The sequence below is a fragment of the Geomonas paludis genome, from assembly GCF_014193585.1.
In the GTDB taxonomy this organism is placed as follows: Bacteria; Desulfobacterota; Desulfuromonadia; order Geobacterales; family Geobacteraceae; genus Geomonas; species Geomonas paludis.
Genome location: NZ_BLXY01000002.1, coordinates 979,690 through 996,738 on the forward strand (window position 1 = coordinate 979,690; position 17,049 = coordinate 996,738).

The window sequence follows — 17,049 nt, forward strand, 5'->3', positions numbered from 1 at the left end:
TCGCCCACCGGGAGAGGGTGGCCGCAGGCCGGGTGAGGGCGATGCCATAGGCAACGAGAGACGTAGCAGGAGAGAACAGGCACCCTCACCCCGCCCCTCTCCCAGAGGGAGAGGGAGGATGGGAGCGGGATCGACAATTACCCAAAAATTTCCTTTGAAAGGGAGTAACGAGCAATGAAAACCACTACCGCCGCATTGAAGAGACTGAGCGCCGCTACCATGGAGAACCGCAGCTGGCTAATGGAGCAGTTCCCCCCCTATTTCTTCATCGCCATGAAGGACGAGCCCGAGGCGATGGCCATGCTGGAGCGCGAGATGGCGACGCTGGCCCACAACCGCCGGCTGGTGCTCGCGGACCGGGACAAGTGCCTGATCCAGGCGCTCCCCAACGTGCCGGGGTCGCTGTACGACACGCTGCGCCGCATCCCGGAACGCGAGATCTCCTACGCCATGATCGCCCACTCGGAGAGCCCGCTCCCCGGCAGCGACCGCACCCTGGAGATCCAGCGCTTCGAGTTCGATAGAAAGAGCAACAAGGAGATCCAGGACGGCGGGGACGTGGTCATCCCGGCGGGGATCCGCGCCAAGGTCGCCGCCTCGCTGCGCCAAAGCTACCCCGACTTCGTCATGGGGGAACTCGACCGCCTGCTGCGCATGCTCTGGCTCAACAACGAGAAGTACGTGCGCATGGCATGGCCGGAGCGGGTGGCCCAGGTGGTCAACCTGTACCAGAAGGGGGTCAAGGCCGGCGGGCTCTACCTGGACGTCGAGGAGATGGAGGGGGGGCGTGAATCGCGCATCCACTTCGCGGTGGGCAACCCGCCGCAAAACGACTTCCTGCTCCAGGTGATGGAGGTCTTCAACCGCCTGGACCTGGGGGTGAACCGCGCCTACTGCCTCACCATCTCCAACGGCACCCACCCCTACTTCCTGGGGACCTTCTACGTGCGCCGCCGCGACGGCCACGTGCTCTCCCGCGACAGCGAACTGTTCAGCCGCCTGAAGGACGAGCTGTGCAACACCCAGATCCTCGCCACCACCTCGATCGCCTACCGCGACTTCGTCACCCGCGGGACCTTCAGCGGCAGGGAGGGGTCGCTCATCAACGCCTTCATCGCTTTCACCCACACCAACCTCGCCCACAACCAGCCGGACCGTTTCGGCCTGGACGACGTGAAGAGCGCCTTCTTCGCGCACCCCGAGATCGCCCTGCAACTGGCCGAGCTCTTCTCGGTCCGCTTCGACCCGGCCGTCAACGAGCGGGCGACGCGCTACGCCGAGAAGCTCGAGGAGACCGAGCGGCTGGTCTCCGACTACAACACCGGGCACCGCTACCTGGACGAGGTGCGCCGCGCCATCTTCCGCTGCTGCCTCATCTTCATCAAGCACACCCTGAAGACCAACTTCTACGTGCTGCAAAAACAGGCGCTCGCCTTCCGGCTCGATCCCTCCTACCTGACCGAACTGGGTGCGGACTTCACCTCGGACCTCCCCTCCGCCCTCCCCTTCCGGGTCACCTTCTTCTTCAGCCGCTTCGGTTTCGGCTACCACATCGGCTTCTCGGACATCGCCCGCGGCGGCTGGCGCACCGTCATCGCCAGAAACGGCGACGACTTCATCACCAACGCCAACACCATCTTCCGGGAGAACTTCGTCCTGGCCCACACCCAGCACCTGAAGAACAAGGACATCTACGAGGGTGGCTCGAAACTGGTGCTGATCCTGGACGCGGGAGACCTGCAGAGAAGCGGCGAGCGCGACCAGGAGGTGTTGCGCCTGTACAAGCTGCAGTACGGCGTCGCCAACGCCTTTTTGGACATCTTCGTCACCGACCACGGCGTGGCCAGGCTCCCGGCGGTGGTGGACTACTACCGTGAGGACGAGCCGATCGAGCTCGGGCCGGACGAGAACATGCACGATGCCATGATCGAGAGCATCGCCCGCATCTCCAAGGAGCGCGGCTACCTCCTGGGCATCGGCATCATGTCCAGCAAGAAGGTGGGGATCAACCACAAGGAGTTCGGGGTCACCTCGACCGGCGTGGTCCGCTTCGCGGAGATCACCATGGCGGACCTGGGCATCGACATGGTGCACGACGCCTTCAGCGTCAAGTTCACCGGCGGCCCCAACGGGGACGTGGCGGGCAACGCCATGCGCATCATGCTGGAGCGCTACCCGAGGATGCAGATCCGCCTGATCCTGGACGGCACCGCGGCGCTGTTCGATCCGCAGGGTGCGCGCCACGGCGAACTGTCGCGCATGCTCCTCAAGGAGGACCTGGACGGCTTCAACCCGCAGGCGCTGCACGAAGGGGGCTTCATGCTCTTTAGAAGCGGCAGCAGGACCGAGGGGCTGAAGACCCTGTACCGCAAGGTGACCATGGGGGCGGACGGCCTTTGCGAGCAGTGGATCTCCATCGACGAGTTCTCGCGCGAGTTCGGGGACCTGGTCTTCACCACCGAGGCCGACCTGTTCATCCCCGGCGGCGGGCGCCCGGAAACCATCGACGCCGGCAACTGGGAGCGCTTCTTCCTCCCCGACGGCACCCCTTCGGCGCGGGCCATCATCGAGGGGGCCAACTCCTTCATCACCCCGCAGGCGCGGGAGCTCTTGCAGAAACGGGGCGTCATCATCATGCGCGACGCCTCGGCCAACAAGTGCGGCGTGATCTCCTCCTCCTACGAGATCATCGCCAACCTGCTCATGAAGGACAGCGAGTTCCTGGCCGACAAGGAGGAGTACGTGGCCGGGGTGATCGCCATACTGGAAAAGCGGGCCGCCGACGAGGCGCGGCTGATCCTCAAGCGCCACCGCGAGAGCCCGGCGCGCCCCTGCACCGAGATCTCCGACGCCATCAGCACCGAGATCAACGGCCACTACGCGCGCCTGTTCCGCTTCTTCCAGGGGCGCCCCGAACTTTTGGCGCAGGCGCCGTTTCGCCGGGTGATCCTGGCGCACCTCCCCGCGCTGGTGGCCGACAAGGCGCTGTACCGCCGCAGGATCGCGACCCTGCCCCAGAAGTACCTCTGCGCCATCCTGGCGGCGGAGTTGGGCTCCTCCATGGTGTACCGGGGCGACCAGGAAACCGAGTTCGAGGACATCCTGCGGCTGCACATCGACCGCAACTTCGCCGCCTGAGCCCCCGTCCCCCTTCCCTCACCGCGGCACCCTTACCAGCCCGCCGGCAACGGCGGGCTGCTTTCGTTTGTGCAACAAGGTTTTGCTGCTATTATCATTAAGTTGCGCGCGGGCCGCCCCCGCTCAACCGCGTCCCCTCCCGTCAGGGGAGGGGAAGAGCCGGCGTCCGAACAACACCGGGGCTCAACCTTTCTGGCCAACTGCCGATGAGGAGCGCATCGCACCGATCTTCCGGAGGAACGCAGTGTCTTACCTCAACGGCCCACATCCCCACCCACGCAACCGCTCGGCGGCGGTACGCTACAGCGCCATCCTGTTCGCCACCTTCCTGGTCGTGTTCGGCCTGATAGTCTGGTTCACCGAAGGCAACAACCTCAAGGCGAAGCAAAGCGACCTGGCCAGCAGGGCGCGGACCTTCAGCGGATCGCTGCAACTGACCCTGGAAGGGGACGCGAGCTACCTGGGGCTGTTGGCCCTGGACCGGGCCTCGGGCAAACTCACCCACGAGCTTTTCCAGGAGCGCGCCGGGCAGTACGTGCAGGCCCACCCCCAGCTGATCAACATCACCTGGGTCGACGCCGACTTCTTCATCACCGACGTGGCGCCGCTGGCACAGAACCAGCAGATCGTCGGCCTGCAGCTGAACCTCCCCGAGCCCAAGCGGGCCTCGGCCCTGGCCAAGCAACTGCGCAAGCCGGTCTATACCCGCCCCTTCGAGGCCATCCAGGGCCGCGCCTCCTTCGAGGTCTGGGTCCCGGTGTACCGCGGGGACACCTTCCTCGGGCTCTTCGGAGGGATCTATTCCTGCGACAGGCTCCTGCAGCAGCTGATCGCCCATACCCAGCAGCGCCTGTACCACCTGAGCCTCACCGACCCAAACGGCCGCCTTTTGGCCACCATGCCGCATGCCGCGCCCCTGGACCGGCACTTCGCCAAGGAGTGGGCGGTCACCGATCCGGAGAGCGGGGTGATGCTGCGGGTAACCCGCTACCAGGGGCGCACAGACTGGCGCCTGTACCTGTTGAAGGCGATCTCGCTCCTTTTGGTGCTGGGGATGTCCTACACGCTCTACAACCTCAAGGTCGAAATCGAGGAGCGCAAGCACGCCGAGGAGGAGATCAAGAAGCAGGCCGCGCTTTTGGAAGAGGAAATCTCCGAGCGCCAGGCGGCCCAGGAATCGCTGCAGGAGCAGGCGGCGCTTCTGGAGGAGGAGATCACCGAGCGCTGGCAGGCGGAGGAGGCGCTCAGGGAGAGCGAGGAGCGGCTCAGGCTGCTGCTGGATTCCACCGGCGAGGCGATCTACGGCATCGACGTCGACGGCATCTGCACCTTCTGCAACCGGGCCTGCCTGAGGATGCTGGGCTACCAAAGCGACAGCGATCTTTTGGGCAAGAACATCCACGACATCATGCACCACAGCTACCCCGACGGCCGCCCCATGCCCCAGGAGGAGTGCAGCGCCCACAACAGCATGTTGCAGGGCAAGGGGAGCCACGTGGAAGACGAGGTGTTCTGGCGCGCCGACGGCAGCAGCTTCCCGGTTGAGTACTGGTCCTACCCCCAGGTGAAGGAGGCAAGGGTGGTGGGGGCCGTGGTGGCCTTCATCAACACCACCGAACGCAGGCACCTGGAAGAGCAGTTCCGCCAGTCGCAGAAGATGGAGTCGATCGGCCGTCTGGCCGGCGGGGTGGCCCACGACTTCAACAACATGCTGAGCGTCATCTCCGGCGCCGCCGAGCTTTCCAAGCGCAAGCTCGAGGACGGCGAGCCGATCGGGCAATACCTGGAGCTGATCATCAACGCCGCCAGGCGCTCCGGCGACATCACCAGGCAGCTGTTGGCCTTCTCCCGCAAGGAGGTGGTGTCGCCCAAACCGGTGCAGCTGAACCGGCTCATCGAGGACTCCATCAAGATCCTGACCAGGCTGATCAGCGAGGACGTGAAGCTCTCCTTCCATCCCGGCCCCGAGCTCTGGAGCGTCCTGATCGCCCCGTCGCAGGTGGACCAGATCCTGATGAACCTCGCGGTGAACGCCCGCGACGCCATGCCCGAGGGGGGCAGTCTCACCATCGAGACCGGCAACGTCAGGATCCCCAGCCACTACGCCTACCTGCATCCCGAGGCGAGGCCGGGGGACTACGTGCAGCTTACCGTGAGCGACACCGGCCATGGCATGGACAAGGCGACCGCCGCCCACGTCTTCGAGCCCTTCTTCACCACCAAGGGACAGGGCAAGGGGACCGGACTGGGCCTCGCCACGGTGTACGGCATCGTCACCCAAAACGGCGGCTTCATCAACGTCTACAGCGAGCCGGGCCAGGGTGCCGTGTTCAAGATCTACCTGCCCCGCCTCCAGGAGAGCCCGGCGGCGCCGCAGGGGGACCGCCCCGAGGACGCCCCGCTGTCGGGGACGATCCTGCTGGTCGAGGACGAGGAGATGCTTTTGTGGCTCACCACGAGGCTCCTCGAGGAGATGGGGCTCAAGGTGATCCAGGCGCAGAGCCCCCTGGAGGCGCTGGAGATCAGCCGGCAGCGCGGCGCCGAGATCGACCTGGTGCTGACCGACGTGGTGATGCCGGAGATGAACGGCAGGGAGTTGTCGGAGCGGATCAGGGATAGCCTGCCGGAGATGAAGGTGCTCTTCATGTCCGGGCACACCTCCGACAACGTGATCCAGCGCGGGGTGATAGAGGCCGGGATGCACTACATCCAGAAGCCCCTGGAAATGGAAAAGCTCAAGAGGAAGCTCTCGGAAATGCTGGCCAAGCGGCAAGAGCCTTGACGCGGGTCGCCAGCTACGCGGCGGGTGGGGCATGAAGGTCGAGAAATACCAAAACGGCGAGCGGGTCACCATCGCGCCGGGCGAATTCTACGTCACCGGGAAGCCCGGGGTGATCACCACCCTGCTCGGCTCCTGCATCGCCGCGTGCCTGTACGACCCGGGCCGGCGTCTGATCGGCATGAACCACTTCATGCTGAGCAACCCGCGCTACTCCAAGGAGTTGCCGCTCAACATCACCGACGCGGGGCGCTACGGCATCCATGCCATGGACCTCTTGATCAACGCCATGATGGCCAACGGGACCGACCGCTTCCGGATCAGGGCCAAGATCTTCGGGGGAGCCACCATCATCAACCCGGGCGCGGTCACCGACAACTTCTTCTGCGTGGGGCAGGTGAACTGCCGCTTCATCCTGCAGTACCTGGAAAAGGAACGGATACCGATCGACGCCATGGACATCGGCGGGGACTTCGGGAGGGTGATCCACTTCTCCAACGGCGACTTTTCCGTGCACCGCCGCAAGGTCGATTCAAGCCGCAGCAGCAAACTGGCCGAACGCGACCGCTACTGCTGGCAGAAGGCGATCGAGCAGCAACAGGCCGCGCTCACCGAGGTCGACCTGTGGTAAACGGGAAAGGAAGGACCAGCTGATGAAGATGTACCTGATGAAGCAGGAACAGCTGCTGCCCCTGTCACCGGAACAGGCCTGGGAGTTTTTCGTGCACCCGGGCAACCTGCCGCGCATAACACCGCCCAACCTCGGCTTCAAGATCACCGGGGAGCTTCCCGATAAGATGCACGCCGGCATGATCGTCACCTACACGGTGACCCCCTTTCTCGGGATGGCGGTCAACTGGGTCACCGAGATCACCCACATGCAGGAGCCGTACTTCTTCGTGGACGAACAGCGCTTCGGGCCGTACCGGATGTGGCATCACCAGCACATCTTCACGGAGACGCCGCAGGGGACGCTGATGACCGACCTGGTGCACTACGTGCTCCCCTTCGGGCCCCTGGGGCGGGTCGCGGCGCCCCTGGTGGCGCGCCGGGTGCGCGGCATCTTCGACTACCGCCGCGAAGCCCTAGCCCGGGAACTGGGCTTTCCCGTGTAGACCAGGGGCAGGCGCAAAAAGAGCCTGCCCATTTTTTATGCAAAAAGGTAAAAAACCATGATCTGCGGGGAGAAAGGAGTCCCATCCCAAAAGTTATCCACAGCCTTTTCCACCAAACTGTGTACAGCGAAGCCGCGCCCAGATGGGTGCTAGCTCCAGGGCGCTGTTTTTATGCACTTTCCCGCCATTTTGCGCAGCTTCGACATTATATTGACGAAAACTAATGTTGAAGACTAGCCCTTGCCGCCCCAAAGCGGGTCGTCGAAGAACTGGCGCCTGAGCTGTTCGTCCGGGTTCTGCTCGTAGAACTCCTCTTCTGCAAAGGAAAAACGGTAGTCGGCAAGGTAGTCGAGCAGCACCCGGTAGGCGGCATTGACCTTCCTCATCTCGTCGCTGTCCGCCGGTGCCCCCAGGTCGGGATGATGTCTTTTCACCAGTTCGCGGTGCCGGTTCTTGATCTCCCTGAGGCTCGCCCGCTCCTCCAGGCCAAACACCGCCAGGGCCAGCTGCAACTCCTTGTAGGTCATCCCCCTCCCTCCCGGCCTCCCGCGAGCGCCGCGCTCCGTTTCAGCTCGATGTTGCGCAACAGGCTGTCGTAGGGGCGGGCCAGCCGCTGCACCCCCTCGTCCTCCAGTTCCTGGGCCAGCCGGTCCGGGTCGATCCCCAGCGCGCAGAGCTGTTCCAGCAGGGCCTGGGCGTCCTGCGCCCCCAGGTCGAGCCGGCTCACCGGGCGCCCCCGCTCGCGGTAGGCGGCCAGCACGCCGGGGGACATGACCTGCACCGTCTCCGGCCCGACCAACGCCTCGGGATAGCGCAGGTCGAAGCTCGCGGCTTCCTTCGCGCCCGAGCAGACCCAGGCCAGCCGCTGCGGTCTTCCCCCCCGCGCCGCCAGCGCCAGGAAGCGGCTGTCGCGGTGCATCTCGCGGTTCACGCCGCGCAGCACCTTGGCCAGGGCGATGCCCCCCTCCCCCCTGAGCGCCCCGGCCAGCACCCTGCCGGAGTCGCTCGCCAGCGCCACGCGGGAGAGAAGCGGCTCCAGCACCCGGTCGATCCCCCCCAGCGGCAGCCCCACCACCGAGGCCACCCGTTCCAGCGGCAGTCCGCGCGCGGCGCGCCGGGAGAGGCCGTCCAGGTACGCCTCGGCGACGGCGCGGTAACGGGGGACGCTGAAGACGGGATCCACGCGCACGTTCACCGCCTCGCTCACAAGCTGGCGCAGGGCGGCCACCGCCTCGAGGGTGCCGGCCATCTTGATGAAGACGTTGGGGCGGTCGGCAAGGTCGCGCAAACGCCTGGCCTCCAGGACCATGGCGGAGGCGTCGTGGGCGAGGTGGGGGGAGAGCTCCAGGGTGACGAAACCGTCGCTGCCGCCGCTTTGCTGGTACACGGGAAGCAACAGGTCCGCCGCGGCCCTGACGTCGTCGACGAGCAGCGCGTCGTAGATGGAAAGCGGCGGGAGGCCGCTTTGGGCCAGATGCGCGATGTCGGCGTCGTAATCGCTTCCCGCGGCAATGGCATGTTCGAGGACGGCGGTGCTGCAGCCGACGCCGCTGACGCCGTCCTCCTGGATCAGGGCGACCAGCTCCCCGGAGAGCAGGGCGCGGCGGCTGACGCCGTCGAGCCACACGCTCTGGCCGCACTGCAACAGCCTCGAGACCGGCGTATCCCTCATGGTCGCTCCTTGCCGGGGCGCGCCCCGGACCGGCGCTACGCGCCGCGGTTTACCGGCCCGCGAGCTGCAGGGCGAGCCGGCAGACGTGGGCCACGGTGAAGCCGTACTCCTCCAGGACGCGCTCTCCCGGCGCGGAGGCGCCGTACCCCTCCACACCGAGCACCACCCCGGCGTCCCCGACGTAGCGGTGCCACCCCTGCGGGCTTCCCGCCTCGATCGCCAGCCTGAGCGGCACCTCGCGGGGCAGCACCTCCTCGCGGTAGGAGAGGGGCTGCTCGTCGAAGATCTCCCAACTGGGGAGCGACACCACGCGCACGGCGAGCCCCTCGCCGTTGAGCCTTAAGCGCGCCTTGAGCGCGAGCTGCACCTCGGAACCGGTGGCGATCAGGATCAGGCGCGTCCCCTCCCCCTCGAAGTCGGCCAGCACGTAGCCTCCCTGCAGCACCCCCTGCGCCGGGGCGTAGCGCTCCCGGTCCAGGGTGGGCAGCGCCTGGCGCGACAGCACCAGCGCCACCGGGCGGTTGCGCACCGAGAGCGCCGCGCGCCAGGCGAAGGCGCTTTCGTTGGCGTCGCAGGGGCGCAGCACGACAAGGCGGGGGATGGCCCGCAGCGAGGCCAGCTGCTCCACCGGCTGGTGGGTGGGGCCGTCTTCACCGAGCGCGATGGAATCGTGGGTGAAGACGTGGATCACCTTGAGCTCCGAGAGGGCGGCCAGGCGCAGCGACGGGCGCAGGTAATCGGAAAAGGTGAGGAAGGTGGCCCCGAAGGGAATGGTGCCGCCGTGGGCGGCCATGCCGTTCAGGATGGCCGCCATGCCGTGTTCGCGCACGCCGAAGTGGACGTTGGCGCCCGCAGCCCCCCACTCCCCGCCCACCGCCCCCTGGCGGTCTGCCGGCTGCCACGCCTCGCCTTGGAAGTCGCCCCGGCCGGTAAGCGCCGTGACGGTGGAGGGGTTCAGGTCGGCGGAGCCGCCGAAGAACGGCAGGCGCGCCGCCAGGGCGTTGAGCACCTTGCCCGAGGCGGCGCGGGTCGCCATCCCCTTCTCGTCGGCGGCGAAAACCGGGAGGGCCTCCTGCCACCCCTGCGGGAGCTCCCCGGAGACCGCCGCCGCCAGCTCGCGGGCCAGCTCGGGATAGGTTACCGCATAGCGGGCGCGCAGTTCCTCCCACTCCCGCTGCGCTGCGCCCCCCTGCTCCAGCGCCAGCCGGAACCGCTCCAGCGCCGCCTGCGGCACCAGGAATTCCGGTTGCACCGGCCACCCCAGGCGTTCCTTGCTGCGGCGCACCTCGTCCGCGCCCAGGGGCGCCCCGTGCGCCTCGAAACTGTCCTCCTTGCCGGGCGAGCCGAAACCGATGCGGGTGCGCACCATGATCAGGGAGGGGCGCCGGGTGTCGGCACGCGCCTCTTGGAGCGCGGCGGCGATGGCCGCGAGGTCGTTGCCCTCCTCGACCACCAGCACCTGCCAGCCGAAGGCGGCGAACCTGGCGCCGCGGTCCTCGGAAAAGGAGAGCGAGGTCGAGGCGGCCAGCGTGATGCGGTTGTCGTCGTAGAGGCAGATGAGCTTGCCCAACTGCAGGTGCCCGGCCAGGGAGGCCGCCTCGGAGACCACCCCCTCCATCAGGTCCCCGTCGCCGGCGAGGACGTAGCTGTAGTGGTCTATGAGGCGGAAACCGGGGCGGTTGAAGCGGGCGGCCAGGTGCGCCTCCGCCATGGCCATGCCCACCGCGTTGGCAAAGCCCTGCCCGAGCGGCCCGGTGCTCACCTCCACCCCCGGGGTGAGGCCGCGCTCGGGGTGCCCCGGGGTGCGGCTCCCCCACTGCCTGAAGCGCTTTATCTCCTCCAGCGGCAGGTCGTAGCCGGTCAGGTGCAAAAGCGAGTACAAAAGCATGGAGCCGTGCCCGGCGGAGAGAACGAAGCGGTCCCGGTCGAACCACCCCGGATCGGCCGGGCTGTGCTTCAGGAAGCGGGTCCAGAGCTGGTACGCCATGGCAGCGGCCCCCATCGGCATGCCGGGGTGGCCGCTGTTGGCTTTTTGAACGGCGTCTACGGCCAGAAAACGCAGGGTGTTGATGCAGAGCTGGTCCAGGTCGGCGGCTGGATCGGTAACGGTGTGCGTGGTCATGGCGCTGCTCCTCGAGGTTGAAGTTGCGGGAGCATCGGCACTGTTTCCGCCACGCCTGTTCAGTGATCCCCACGGTAAGCTGTGGCGGGAACCTGCGATGCTTCCTGCCATGACTATAACAAGTGAAAGGGGAAATAGGAACTGAGTCCTCAATTGACAATGGACGAGTGACAATTGACAGTGTCTGCCGATCCTATGACTGCGCCTTTCATTCCCGATACAGTTTCAGCCCCGTCCGTCGCCGCCTATTCGGTGTTGTCGACGAAACGGAGCGCGGCCTCGGGCGAGCGCGCGCCGGCCACCTGGAAACCGCACACCGACTCGTCCAGGCGGCACCAGACTGTGTCGCACAGCTTAAGCCCCACCGCCTGCGCGTTCTCCTCCAGGTAGCGCAGGTGCCTGGTCCCGGGGATGGGGACGATGTCGCTGCCGCGGCGCAACAGCCAGGCGAGCGCCACCTGGGCCGGGGTGGCATCGTGGGCGCAGGCGAGTTCGTTGACCATGGAGACCAGGGTGAAGTTGTGGCGCAGGTTCTCGGCCAGAAAGCGCGGGTTCTTGCGGCGCCAGTCGCAGGGCTCCAGGTCGTCCGTGCTCCTGATCTTGCCGGCGAGAAATCCCCTCCCCATGGGGCTGTAGGCGACGAAGCCGATGCCCAGTTCGCGCAGGACCGGCAGGAGCTTGTCCTCCACCCCCCGCTCCCACAGCGAATATTCCGACTGCACCGCGGAAAGCGGGTGCACGGCGTGGGCGCGGCGCACGATGCCGGGGCCCACCTCGGAAAGGCCTATGTAGCGCACCTTCCCCTCGGCCACCAGTTGCGCCAGGGCGCCCACCGTTTCCTCGACCGGTACCGCCGGGTCCAGCCGGTGCTGGTAGTAGAGGTCGATGTAGTCCGTCCCCAGGCGTTTCAGGGAGCCCTCGATGGACCTGCGCACCTGGGCGGGGCTGCTGTCGAGCCCGATCTGCCTGCCGTGCGGGCCGAAGCGCCAGGCGAACTTGGTGGCCAGCACCAGCTTCCGGCGCGGGACCTCCTTCAGCAGGCGTCCCAGCAGCTCCTCGTTGCAGAAGGGGCCGTAGACCTCGGCGGTATCCCAGAAGGTGATGCCCAGTTCGATGGCGCGGCGCAGCACCCGGATCGACTCGGTCAAGTCGCCGCTGCCGTAGCAGTAGGTCAACCCCCGGCAGCCAAGCCCCAGCGCCGACACCTCCAACCCCTGTCGGCCAAGTTTGCGTTTGTGCATGGAAACCTCCTAAGAGCTTCAAATACCGTTCAAGGTTCAACGTTCAACGTTCGATGATGACATAGGCTCCGGCCACGACTTCCCGACGGCAACTGTTGCGCTCGCTGCTAACCTCCCAAGCCTTCGACCTTCAACCTCGCCCTCGCCCTCGAAACGTTGAACATTGAACGTTGAACGGGTTTTGCCTCTCCCCTCTCCGGCAACAAAAATAGCCCATACGGATATGGGCTATTTCTGCGGCAGGGTGGTCAGGATTGCCGAAGGCCAGGGTGCTGCAGGTGAGCGCGGGAGCCCTGGCCGGTCATGGCTACTTGTTGACGACGCAGTCGATGATGGCGTTGATCCTGCGGTTTTGCTGCCGCCCTTCCGCCGTCTTGTTGTAGGCGATGGGGCGGGTGGACCCGAACCCTTTGGCGGAGAGGCGGGAGCGCTCGATACCGAAGTTCTTGACCAGGTAGTCGACCACGTTCTGGGCGCGCTGCTGGGACAGCTTCATGTTGTGGGCGGCATCGCCGGTGTTGTCGGTATGCCCCTCGATGACCGCGGTGGTGGTGGTGTAACGCTTCATGTAGTCGGCGACCTTGGCGATCTCATCGCGGTACTGCGGCTTGACCTCGGCCTTGCCGGAGTCGAAGTCGACCACCAGGGACATGCACAGCCGCTCCGGCGGGGTGACCTGCTGCACGTCGAAGGCGCAGTCGATGATGGCCTCGATACGGCGGTTCTTCTGCTTCCCTTCGTTGGTGGCGTTGTCGGCGATGGGGCGGGTGAAGCCGTACCCCTTGGCGGCAAGACGGGTGCGCTCGATGCCGTACTGCTCGGCCAGCACGTCGACCACGGCCTGGGCGCGGCGCTGGGAGAGATCCATGTTGTGGTTGTAGGAACCGACGTTGTCGGTGTGCCCCTCGATGACGGCGGTGGTGGTCGGATACTTCTTCATGAAGTTGCCCACCTGGGCGATCTGGTCGCGCAGCTCCTGGCGCACGATGGCCTTGTCGATGTCGAACTCACCCTGCAGGGTGATGCAGTACTTGTAGTGCCCCGGGGTCGGCTCGGCGGCGACCGGCTGCGGCTGCGGCTGGGCTTCGGGCTGCGCCGGCGGCGGGGTCTGGGCGACGGTGCCGCCCGGCTCGGCTGCCGCAGCCTTGGCGGGAGCGGCTTTCATGGTCCGCCCACCCATCACGAAGGTGAGGCCGATGCTGTATTCCCAGTTCCTGGCGATGTTCTCCTCGATGTCGGAGCTCTGGAAGTCGATGATGCGGCGGGCGTCGGCCCTGAAGGCGATGTCGTCGTTGAAGAACAGCTTGAAGCCGGCGCCGCCGTTGGCGGTGCCGTCGTGGAGGTTGGCGCCGTGGTACCTGATGGTGTACCCGCCGCCGCCCAGGGCCAGATAGGGGACGAAGGCCGACCTGGGCATGAAGTTCCAGATCAGGTCCAGGTGGTAGGAGTACATGCCGTTCTCGCGATCGGTGGCCTGGTCCTCCACCCTCAGGTAGCTCCCCACGAGCTCGGTGGCGAAGTTGTCGGTCCAGTCGTAGCCGAGCCGCAAACCACCGGTGATCCGGTTCTCCCTGTAGGTGCGCTGGGGCAGTTTCGAATCGTCGAAGATGTAGCCGCCGACGAAGGGGGAGATGGAGAACGCACCCGCACGTTCTCCGGCGTGCGCCGTGGCGGCCAGCGCCATCACGGCCAGGACCATGATGCAGATGAAGCCGGTGATCTTTTTCATCGTGGTAGCCTCCTTGTTGAGAAGGATCGTCTCCCGATCCTCCCGCTAATTTTTTCGAGCCGGCCTCTGGCTGGCCCATCCCATCCCGGCCCTTGCCGGCGTGAAAGATCCTGTAACCCGCTGATTCGATTCCCCGATGCCCCGTCGGGCAGTGCCGGAAAAATTAACGTTTACCAATATAGCTGCATTCGCTTCCGTGTCAACCTGCCAACCCGCGCTGGAAGCCGCTGCGCAAAGGCTGCACAGTCAGGTTTACTCGCCGCGATTGCGGGTCATGTCCCGGGCGGCCGGTACCTCCTGCGCCGGAAGGCCCGCCTCGAGGTATGCGGCGAGCCCTCCCGCCAGGGTCCGCGCCTGGAGACCGTTCTCCTTGAGCCATGCCGCCAGCTCCAGGGCAGGCTCGTCGTTGGGCAGAGCGGAGACCACCACGACCAGGCGGTCGCGCGGAAATTCCGGCAGCTGCCGGCGGGCCTCGTCGAAATCGACCCTGAGCCCCCCGCGCACCCGGTGCACGGCGTAGTCGGCATCGCCGGGGTGGTGCAGCTCGATAAAAAAGAGCGGCTCCCCTTCCTTGATCCGCTCCCATACCCAGTCCGTCGATACTGCCAGGTCGCTTGCCATGCCCCCCTCCCGCTCAGTCTTCCCCCTCGTCACCGGCTTTCTGGTCGACGTGTTTGCCGTCGACCTTCCTCCTGAGGGTGAGGTACACGAAGAGGGCGAGGGCCAGGACGATGAACAGGGTGACGCTCAGGGCGAAGGTCCCGAAAGAATGCTTGGCTACCGGAACGGGAACAGTGGACGGCGCCTGGGTTTGCGTCTGCACAGTGGCCATGGCCTCCTCCTTTTGCCGGTCTTCCCGCTCTTACCCGGCGGGCGGCACCCATTTAAAATAACTTAGAGGCTTTTAATGTCAACAGATTAATGTTTGTTTTTTTGCTGTGACTGGAGCAGAACCCGGCCGGTGAGCACCAAGGGCGGCTGTGAAGAAACAGGGGACAGGCGGGGGAAAAGGTTCTGCAACGGGAGACTGATGAGCGAGCAGGGAACTGCACTCAGACGGGATGACAATGACTGTCCCGACAGCGGGGCAACGACGCCGCCCCCTGTTGCAGGCAGTCCCAGGTGGCATTGATAATGAAATAAAAATCACTGGGTTTTGTCGACAAAAACTATTACCATTCAAATAGTTCCTGCGTACACAACCACAACGAGCAAAGAGCCGGAGTTATGAACATCACCGATAAGATAGAGCAGGCCAAGCCTGCCGTTCCCGTAGAGGGAAGGATGGACGCCCCGCAGCGGACCCGGGCGCGGCAGCCTGAGGGGCGCCCCGAGCGACAGGAGGACCTGGTCGAGCTTGCCACCTCCCTGTCCCAGATCTCAACCGACGAACTGGACCGGCAGCAGGCCCGGCGCGTAGCGGACCTCAAGGCGCGCATCCAGTCAGGAGCCTACCGGGTGGACAGCCGCCAGGTGGCGGAGAAGATGCTGGCCAACGATAGCGGCATCTGACGCCAAGCTCCCCCTGCAACGCCCAACGGCGCGTCACCTCCAGGTGACGCGCCGTTGTCTTTGGTACTCCACTGTCCCCGCCTTACTCCCTCTGTTTCAGTCTTACTCCCCTGTCCTAACCGACCGGCCCTTGCCGTGGCCATCCAGCCAAGCGCACAGTGCCATGCCGACTCATGGAGGTGGCCCCGGTGATGCCGGAGGCAAACAGAAAAATTGCCACAGCAGACCGAACCAAAGCCAGGTTAGGGAGGTGATAGGAGCTTCCCCAGGTCGTACTCGAGGTGCTGGTAGTCGGGGAAGCGCCAGCTCCCCCCCCAGGTGAAGCCGCGCTGGCGGAAGGGGGCGGTGAGCGGATCGCCCTGCTGCAGCATGCCGGGGCGCTGGTTGTGCCGGTCGAGGTGGTCGGCCGAGGCGGCCGGCAGGACCCGGCACAGGGCGGGGTTCCCCAGGCAGAACTGCTGCGCCGCTGCGGCGGCCGTGATCCCCGCCGCCTGAGCCCGCCCCCCCTCTTCCAGCATCAGGTAGGGGTTCTGGCGCGGGTTGATGTCGATGGCGGCGCCGAAGCTGTGCCTGGAGAACACGCCCGGCCTGCCGGGGACCTCGCGGCAGTTGAAGGCGGAGGAGTTGTTGGCCGCCATGGAGCGGAAGTCGTCGCCGTCGTAGGCGTCGATGAGCTCCATGCGCTCGATGGGGAAGCGCCCGTTGTAGGCGTGGTGCAGGGAGTCCATGAAGAAGGCGGCCAGCGCCTGGTGCACCACCAGTTCGCCGTAGTGGGGGGCGCCGTCGAAGCCCCAGTAGGAGGTGACCAGGTAGGCAAGCTGGTCCAGGGGGACCGGGCACTCCGGGCGCCAGCTTTGCTTCTGCTGCATCTGTTGCCCGACGCTGGCCGGCAGCGACACCGCCGCGGCGAAGAAGCCGCCGGCGCCGTGGCGCAGCGCCAGGATGCGCTCCCCCTCGGAGAGCCTCCCCTTCAGCCCGGCCGGCAGGTCGGCGGGAAGCTGCTCGACGATGCCGGCCAGGGTGGCCGCCACGGCGGAGGCGCTGCCGATCACCACCTGGGGGCGCTGTTCCGGGTCGAGCCAGCCGATCAGCTGCACCAGTTCTGTTTCCGGCAGCGAGACGCAGCCGGCGGTGGCGCTGCCCGCCCCGCGCTCGACGTGGATGAAGATGGCGCTGCCCAGGTCGCGCACGACCGGGTCCGTGTTGTAGTCGAGCACCAGGGCGTACTTGTAGAGCGGGTCGGGACGCAGCAGTTCCTCGAAGGAGGCGGCCCTGGTCTCGCCGCGCCAGACCCAGCGGTTGTAATCCGGGGAGTGCGGGTCGTCCACCCAGAGGTCCTGGGTATCTACCCGGCGGTAGGGGAAGCTGCCGGGAAGGCCTTGCGGAGAGCCGAAGGCGGTGCGCAGCGGGAAGATGCCGGCGGGGGTCCGGCCGTCCCCCTCCCGCTTCTCGAACGGTGGCGCCACGCCGTTGCGCCCCAGGTTCACCGGGACCGGCGCCAGGGCGAGCTCCCACCCCAACAGCGAGCGCCGCACCGGGTAGAGGGTCGCCTGCGGGTGCCCCGGAGTGCCGGGGTCGACGTAGAGGAACTGGCTGCTTCGGGAACTGCGGGCGATGCCGTCCAGGCTCTCAGTGATACGCCGCGGCAACTCGCGGTTGGAGCTGCATCCCGCGCCGAGGGCCAGGGTCGCCAGCACCATGCCCGCCAAGATGTATCGCCAAGTCCTGTCCATGCGCCGCC

At 66.2% G+C, this 17,049-nt stretch carries 13 protein-coding genes; 5 read left to right on the forward strand and 8 right to left on the reverse strand.

What is annotated here, in order from left to right; all coding sequences use genetic code 11:
* The first annotated feature begins 174 nt into the window (after positions 1 to 174).
* The 4 genes from H7687_RS09850 (at position 175) to H7687_RS09865 (ending at position 7,032) form a co-directional block, all read left to right on the forward strand.
* On the forward strand, positions 175 to 3,138 hold the full coding sequence (locus H7687_RS09850; RefSeq protein WP_183346870.1) for an NAD-glutamate dehydrogenase domain-containing protein: 2,964 nt from the start codon (positions 175 to 177) through the stop codon (positions 3,136 to 3,138).
* 244 nt (positions 3,139 to 3,382) lie between these two features.
* On the forward strand, positions 3,383 to 5,920 hold the full coding sequence (locus H7687_RS09855) for a hybrid sensor histidine kinase/response regulator (protein ID WP_183346871.1): 2,538 nt from the start codon (positions 3,383 to 3,385) through the stop codon (positions 5,918 to 5,920).
* Positions 5,921 to 5,951: 31 nt separating this feature from the next.
* Positions 5,952 to 6,548: a chemotaxis protein CheD gene (locus H7687_RS09860; RefSeq protein WP_183346872.1), complete on the forward strand. Its 597-nt coding sequence runs from the start codon at positions 5,952 to 5,954 to the stop codon at positions 6,546 to 6,548.
* A 22-nt stretch (positions 6,549 to 6,570) separates the two neighbouring features.
* On the forward strand, positions 6,571 to 7,032 hold the full coding sequence (locus tag H7687_RS09865; protein ID WP_183346873.1) for an SRPBCC family protein: 462 nt from the start codon (positions 6,571 to 6,573) through the stop codon (positions 7,030 to 7,032).
* 233 nt (positions 7,033 to 7,265) lie between these two features.
* Here the strand turns inward: H7687_RS09865 and H7687_RS09870 are convergent, their stop codons facing one another.
* From H7687_RS09870 to H7687_RS09900, 7 genes are all read right to left on the reverse strand, one after another.
* Positions 7,266 to 7,559, reverse strand: coding sequence for a J domain-containing protein (locus tag H7687_RS09870; RefSeq protein ID WP_183346874.1), 294 nt, complete (start codon positions 7,557 to 7,559; stop codon positions 7,266 to 7,268).
* On the reverse strand, positions 7,556 to 8,704 hold the full coding sequence (locus H7687_RS09875; RefSeq protein WP_183346875.1) for a transaldolase family protein: 1,149 nt from the start codon (positions 8,702 to 8,704) through the stop codon (positions 7,556 to 7,558). Before H7687_RS09875 ends, H7687_RS09870 begins: the two co-directional genes overlap by 4 nt.
* Positions 8,705 to 8,753: 49 nt before the next feature.
* Entirely contained in the window at positions 8,754 to 10,826 is a 2,073-nt protein-coding gene (tkt, locus tag H7687_RS09880; RefSeq protein WP_183346876.1) for a transketolase, read from the reverse strand.
* A 245-nt stretch (positions 10,827 to 11,071) separates the two neighbouring features.
* Complete coding sequence (locus H7687_RS09885) at positions 11,072 to 12,067, reverse strand: aldo/keto reductase (protein WP_183346877.1); 996 nt, start codon at positions 12,065 to 12,067, stop codon at positions 11,072 to 11,074.
* Between the two features lie 307 nt (positions 12,068 to 12,374).
* Complete coding sequence (locus H7687_RS09890) at positions 12,375 to 13,796, reverse strand: OmpA family protein (protein ID WP_183346878.1); 1,422 nt, start codon at positions 13,794 to 13,796, stop codon at positions 12,375 to 12,377.
* A gap of 252 nt (positions 13,797 to 14,048) precedes the next feature.
* The gene (locus H7687_RS09895) at positions 14,049 to 14,417 is read right to left on the reverse strand and encodes a rhodanese-like domain-containing protein (RefSeq protein ID WP_183346879.1); all 369 of its coding nucleotides are present in this window, start codon (positions 14,415 to 14,417) and stop codon (positions 14,049 to 14,051) included.
* A 13-nt stretch (positions 14,418 to 14,430) separates the two neighbouring features.
* Positions 14,431 to 14,628, reverse strand: coding sequence for a hypothetical protein (locus tag H7687_RS09900; RefSeq protein WP_183346880.1), 198 nt, complete (start codon positions 14,626 to 14,628; stop codon positions 14,431 to 14,433).
* 395 nt (positions 14,629 to 15,023) lie between these two features.
* On the opposite strand from H7687_RS09900, the gene flgM reads away from it, so the two are divergent.
* Positions 15,024 to 15,308: a flagellar biosynthesis anti-sigma factor FlgM gene (gene flgM / locus H7687_RS09905; protein WP_183346881.1), complete on the forward strand. Its 285-nt coding sequence runs from the start codon at positions 15,024 to 15,026 to the stop codon at positions 15,306 to 15,308.
* A 242-nt stretch (positions 15,309 to 15,550) separates the two neighbouring features.
* Here the strand turns inward: flgM and H7687_RS09910 are convergent, their stop codons facing one another.
* Positions 15,551 to 17,041 (reverse strand): M15 family metallopeptidase, encoded by a 1,491-nt coding sequence (locus H7687_RS09910; RefSeq protein ID WP_183346882.1) that lies wholly within the window; start codon positions 17,039 to 17,041, stop codon positions 15,551 to 15,553.
* Positions 17,042 to 17,049: the final 8 nt, after the last annotated feature.

Coding starts and splice junctions, on each gene's coding strand:
- H7687_RS09850 (WP_183346870.1), top strand. CDS start 175: ATGAAAACCACTACCGCCGCATTGAAGAGACTGAGCGCCGCTACCATG.
- H7687_RS09870 (WP_183346874.1), bottom strand. CDS start 7,559: ATGACCTACAAGGAGTTGCAGCTGGCCCTGGCGGTGTTTGGCCTGGAG.
- H7687_RS09910 (WP_183346882.1), bottom strand. CDS start 17,041: ATGGACAGGACTTGGCGATACATCTTGGCGGGCATGGTGCTGGCGACC.
- tkt (WP_183346876.1), bottom strand. CDS start 10,826: ATGACCACGCACACCGTTACCGATCCAGCCGCCGACCTGGACCAGCTC.
- H7687_RS09900 (WP_183346880.1), bottom strand. CDS start 14,628: ATGGCCACTGTGCAGACGCAAACCCAGGCGCCGTCCACTGTTCCCGTT.
- flgM (WP_183346881.1), top strand. CDS start 15,024: ATGAACATCACCGATAAGATAGAGCAGGCCAAGCCTGCCGTTCCCGTA.
- H7687_RS09875 (WP_183346875.1), bottom strand. CDS start 8,704: ATGAGGGATACGCCGGTCTCGAGGCTGTTGCAGTGCGGCCAGAGCGTG.
- H7687_RS09860 (WP_183346872.1), top strand. CDS start 5,952: ATGAAGGTCGAGAAATACCAAAACGGCGAGCGGGTCACCATCGCGCCG.
- H7687_RS09865 (WP_183346873.1), top strand. CDS start 6,571: ATGAAGATGTACCTGATGAAGCAGGAACAGCTGCTGCCCCTGTCACCG.
- H7687_RS09885 (WP_183346877.1), bottom strand. CDS start 12,067: ATGCACAAACGCAAACTTGGCCGACAGGGGTTGGAGGTGTCGGCGCTG.
- H7687_RS09895 (WP_183346879.1), bottom strand. CDS start 14,417: ATGGCAAGCGACCTGGCAGTATCGACGGACTGGGTATGGGAGCGGATC.
- H7687_RS09890 (WP_183346878.1), bottom strand. CDS start 13,796: ATGAAAAAGATCACCGGCTTCATCTGCATCATGGTCCTGGCCGTGATG.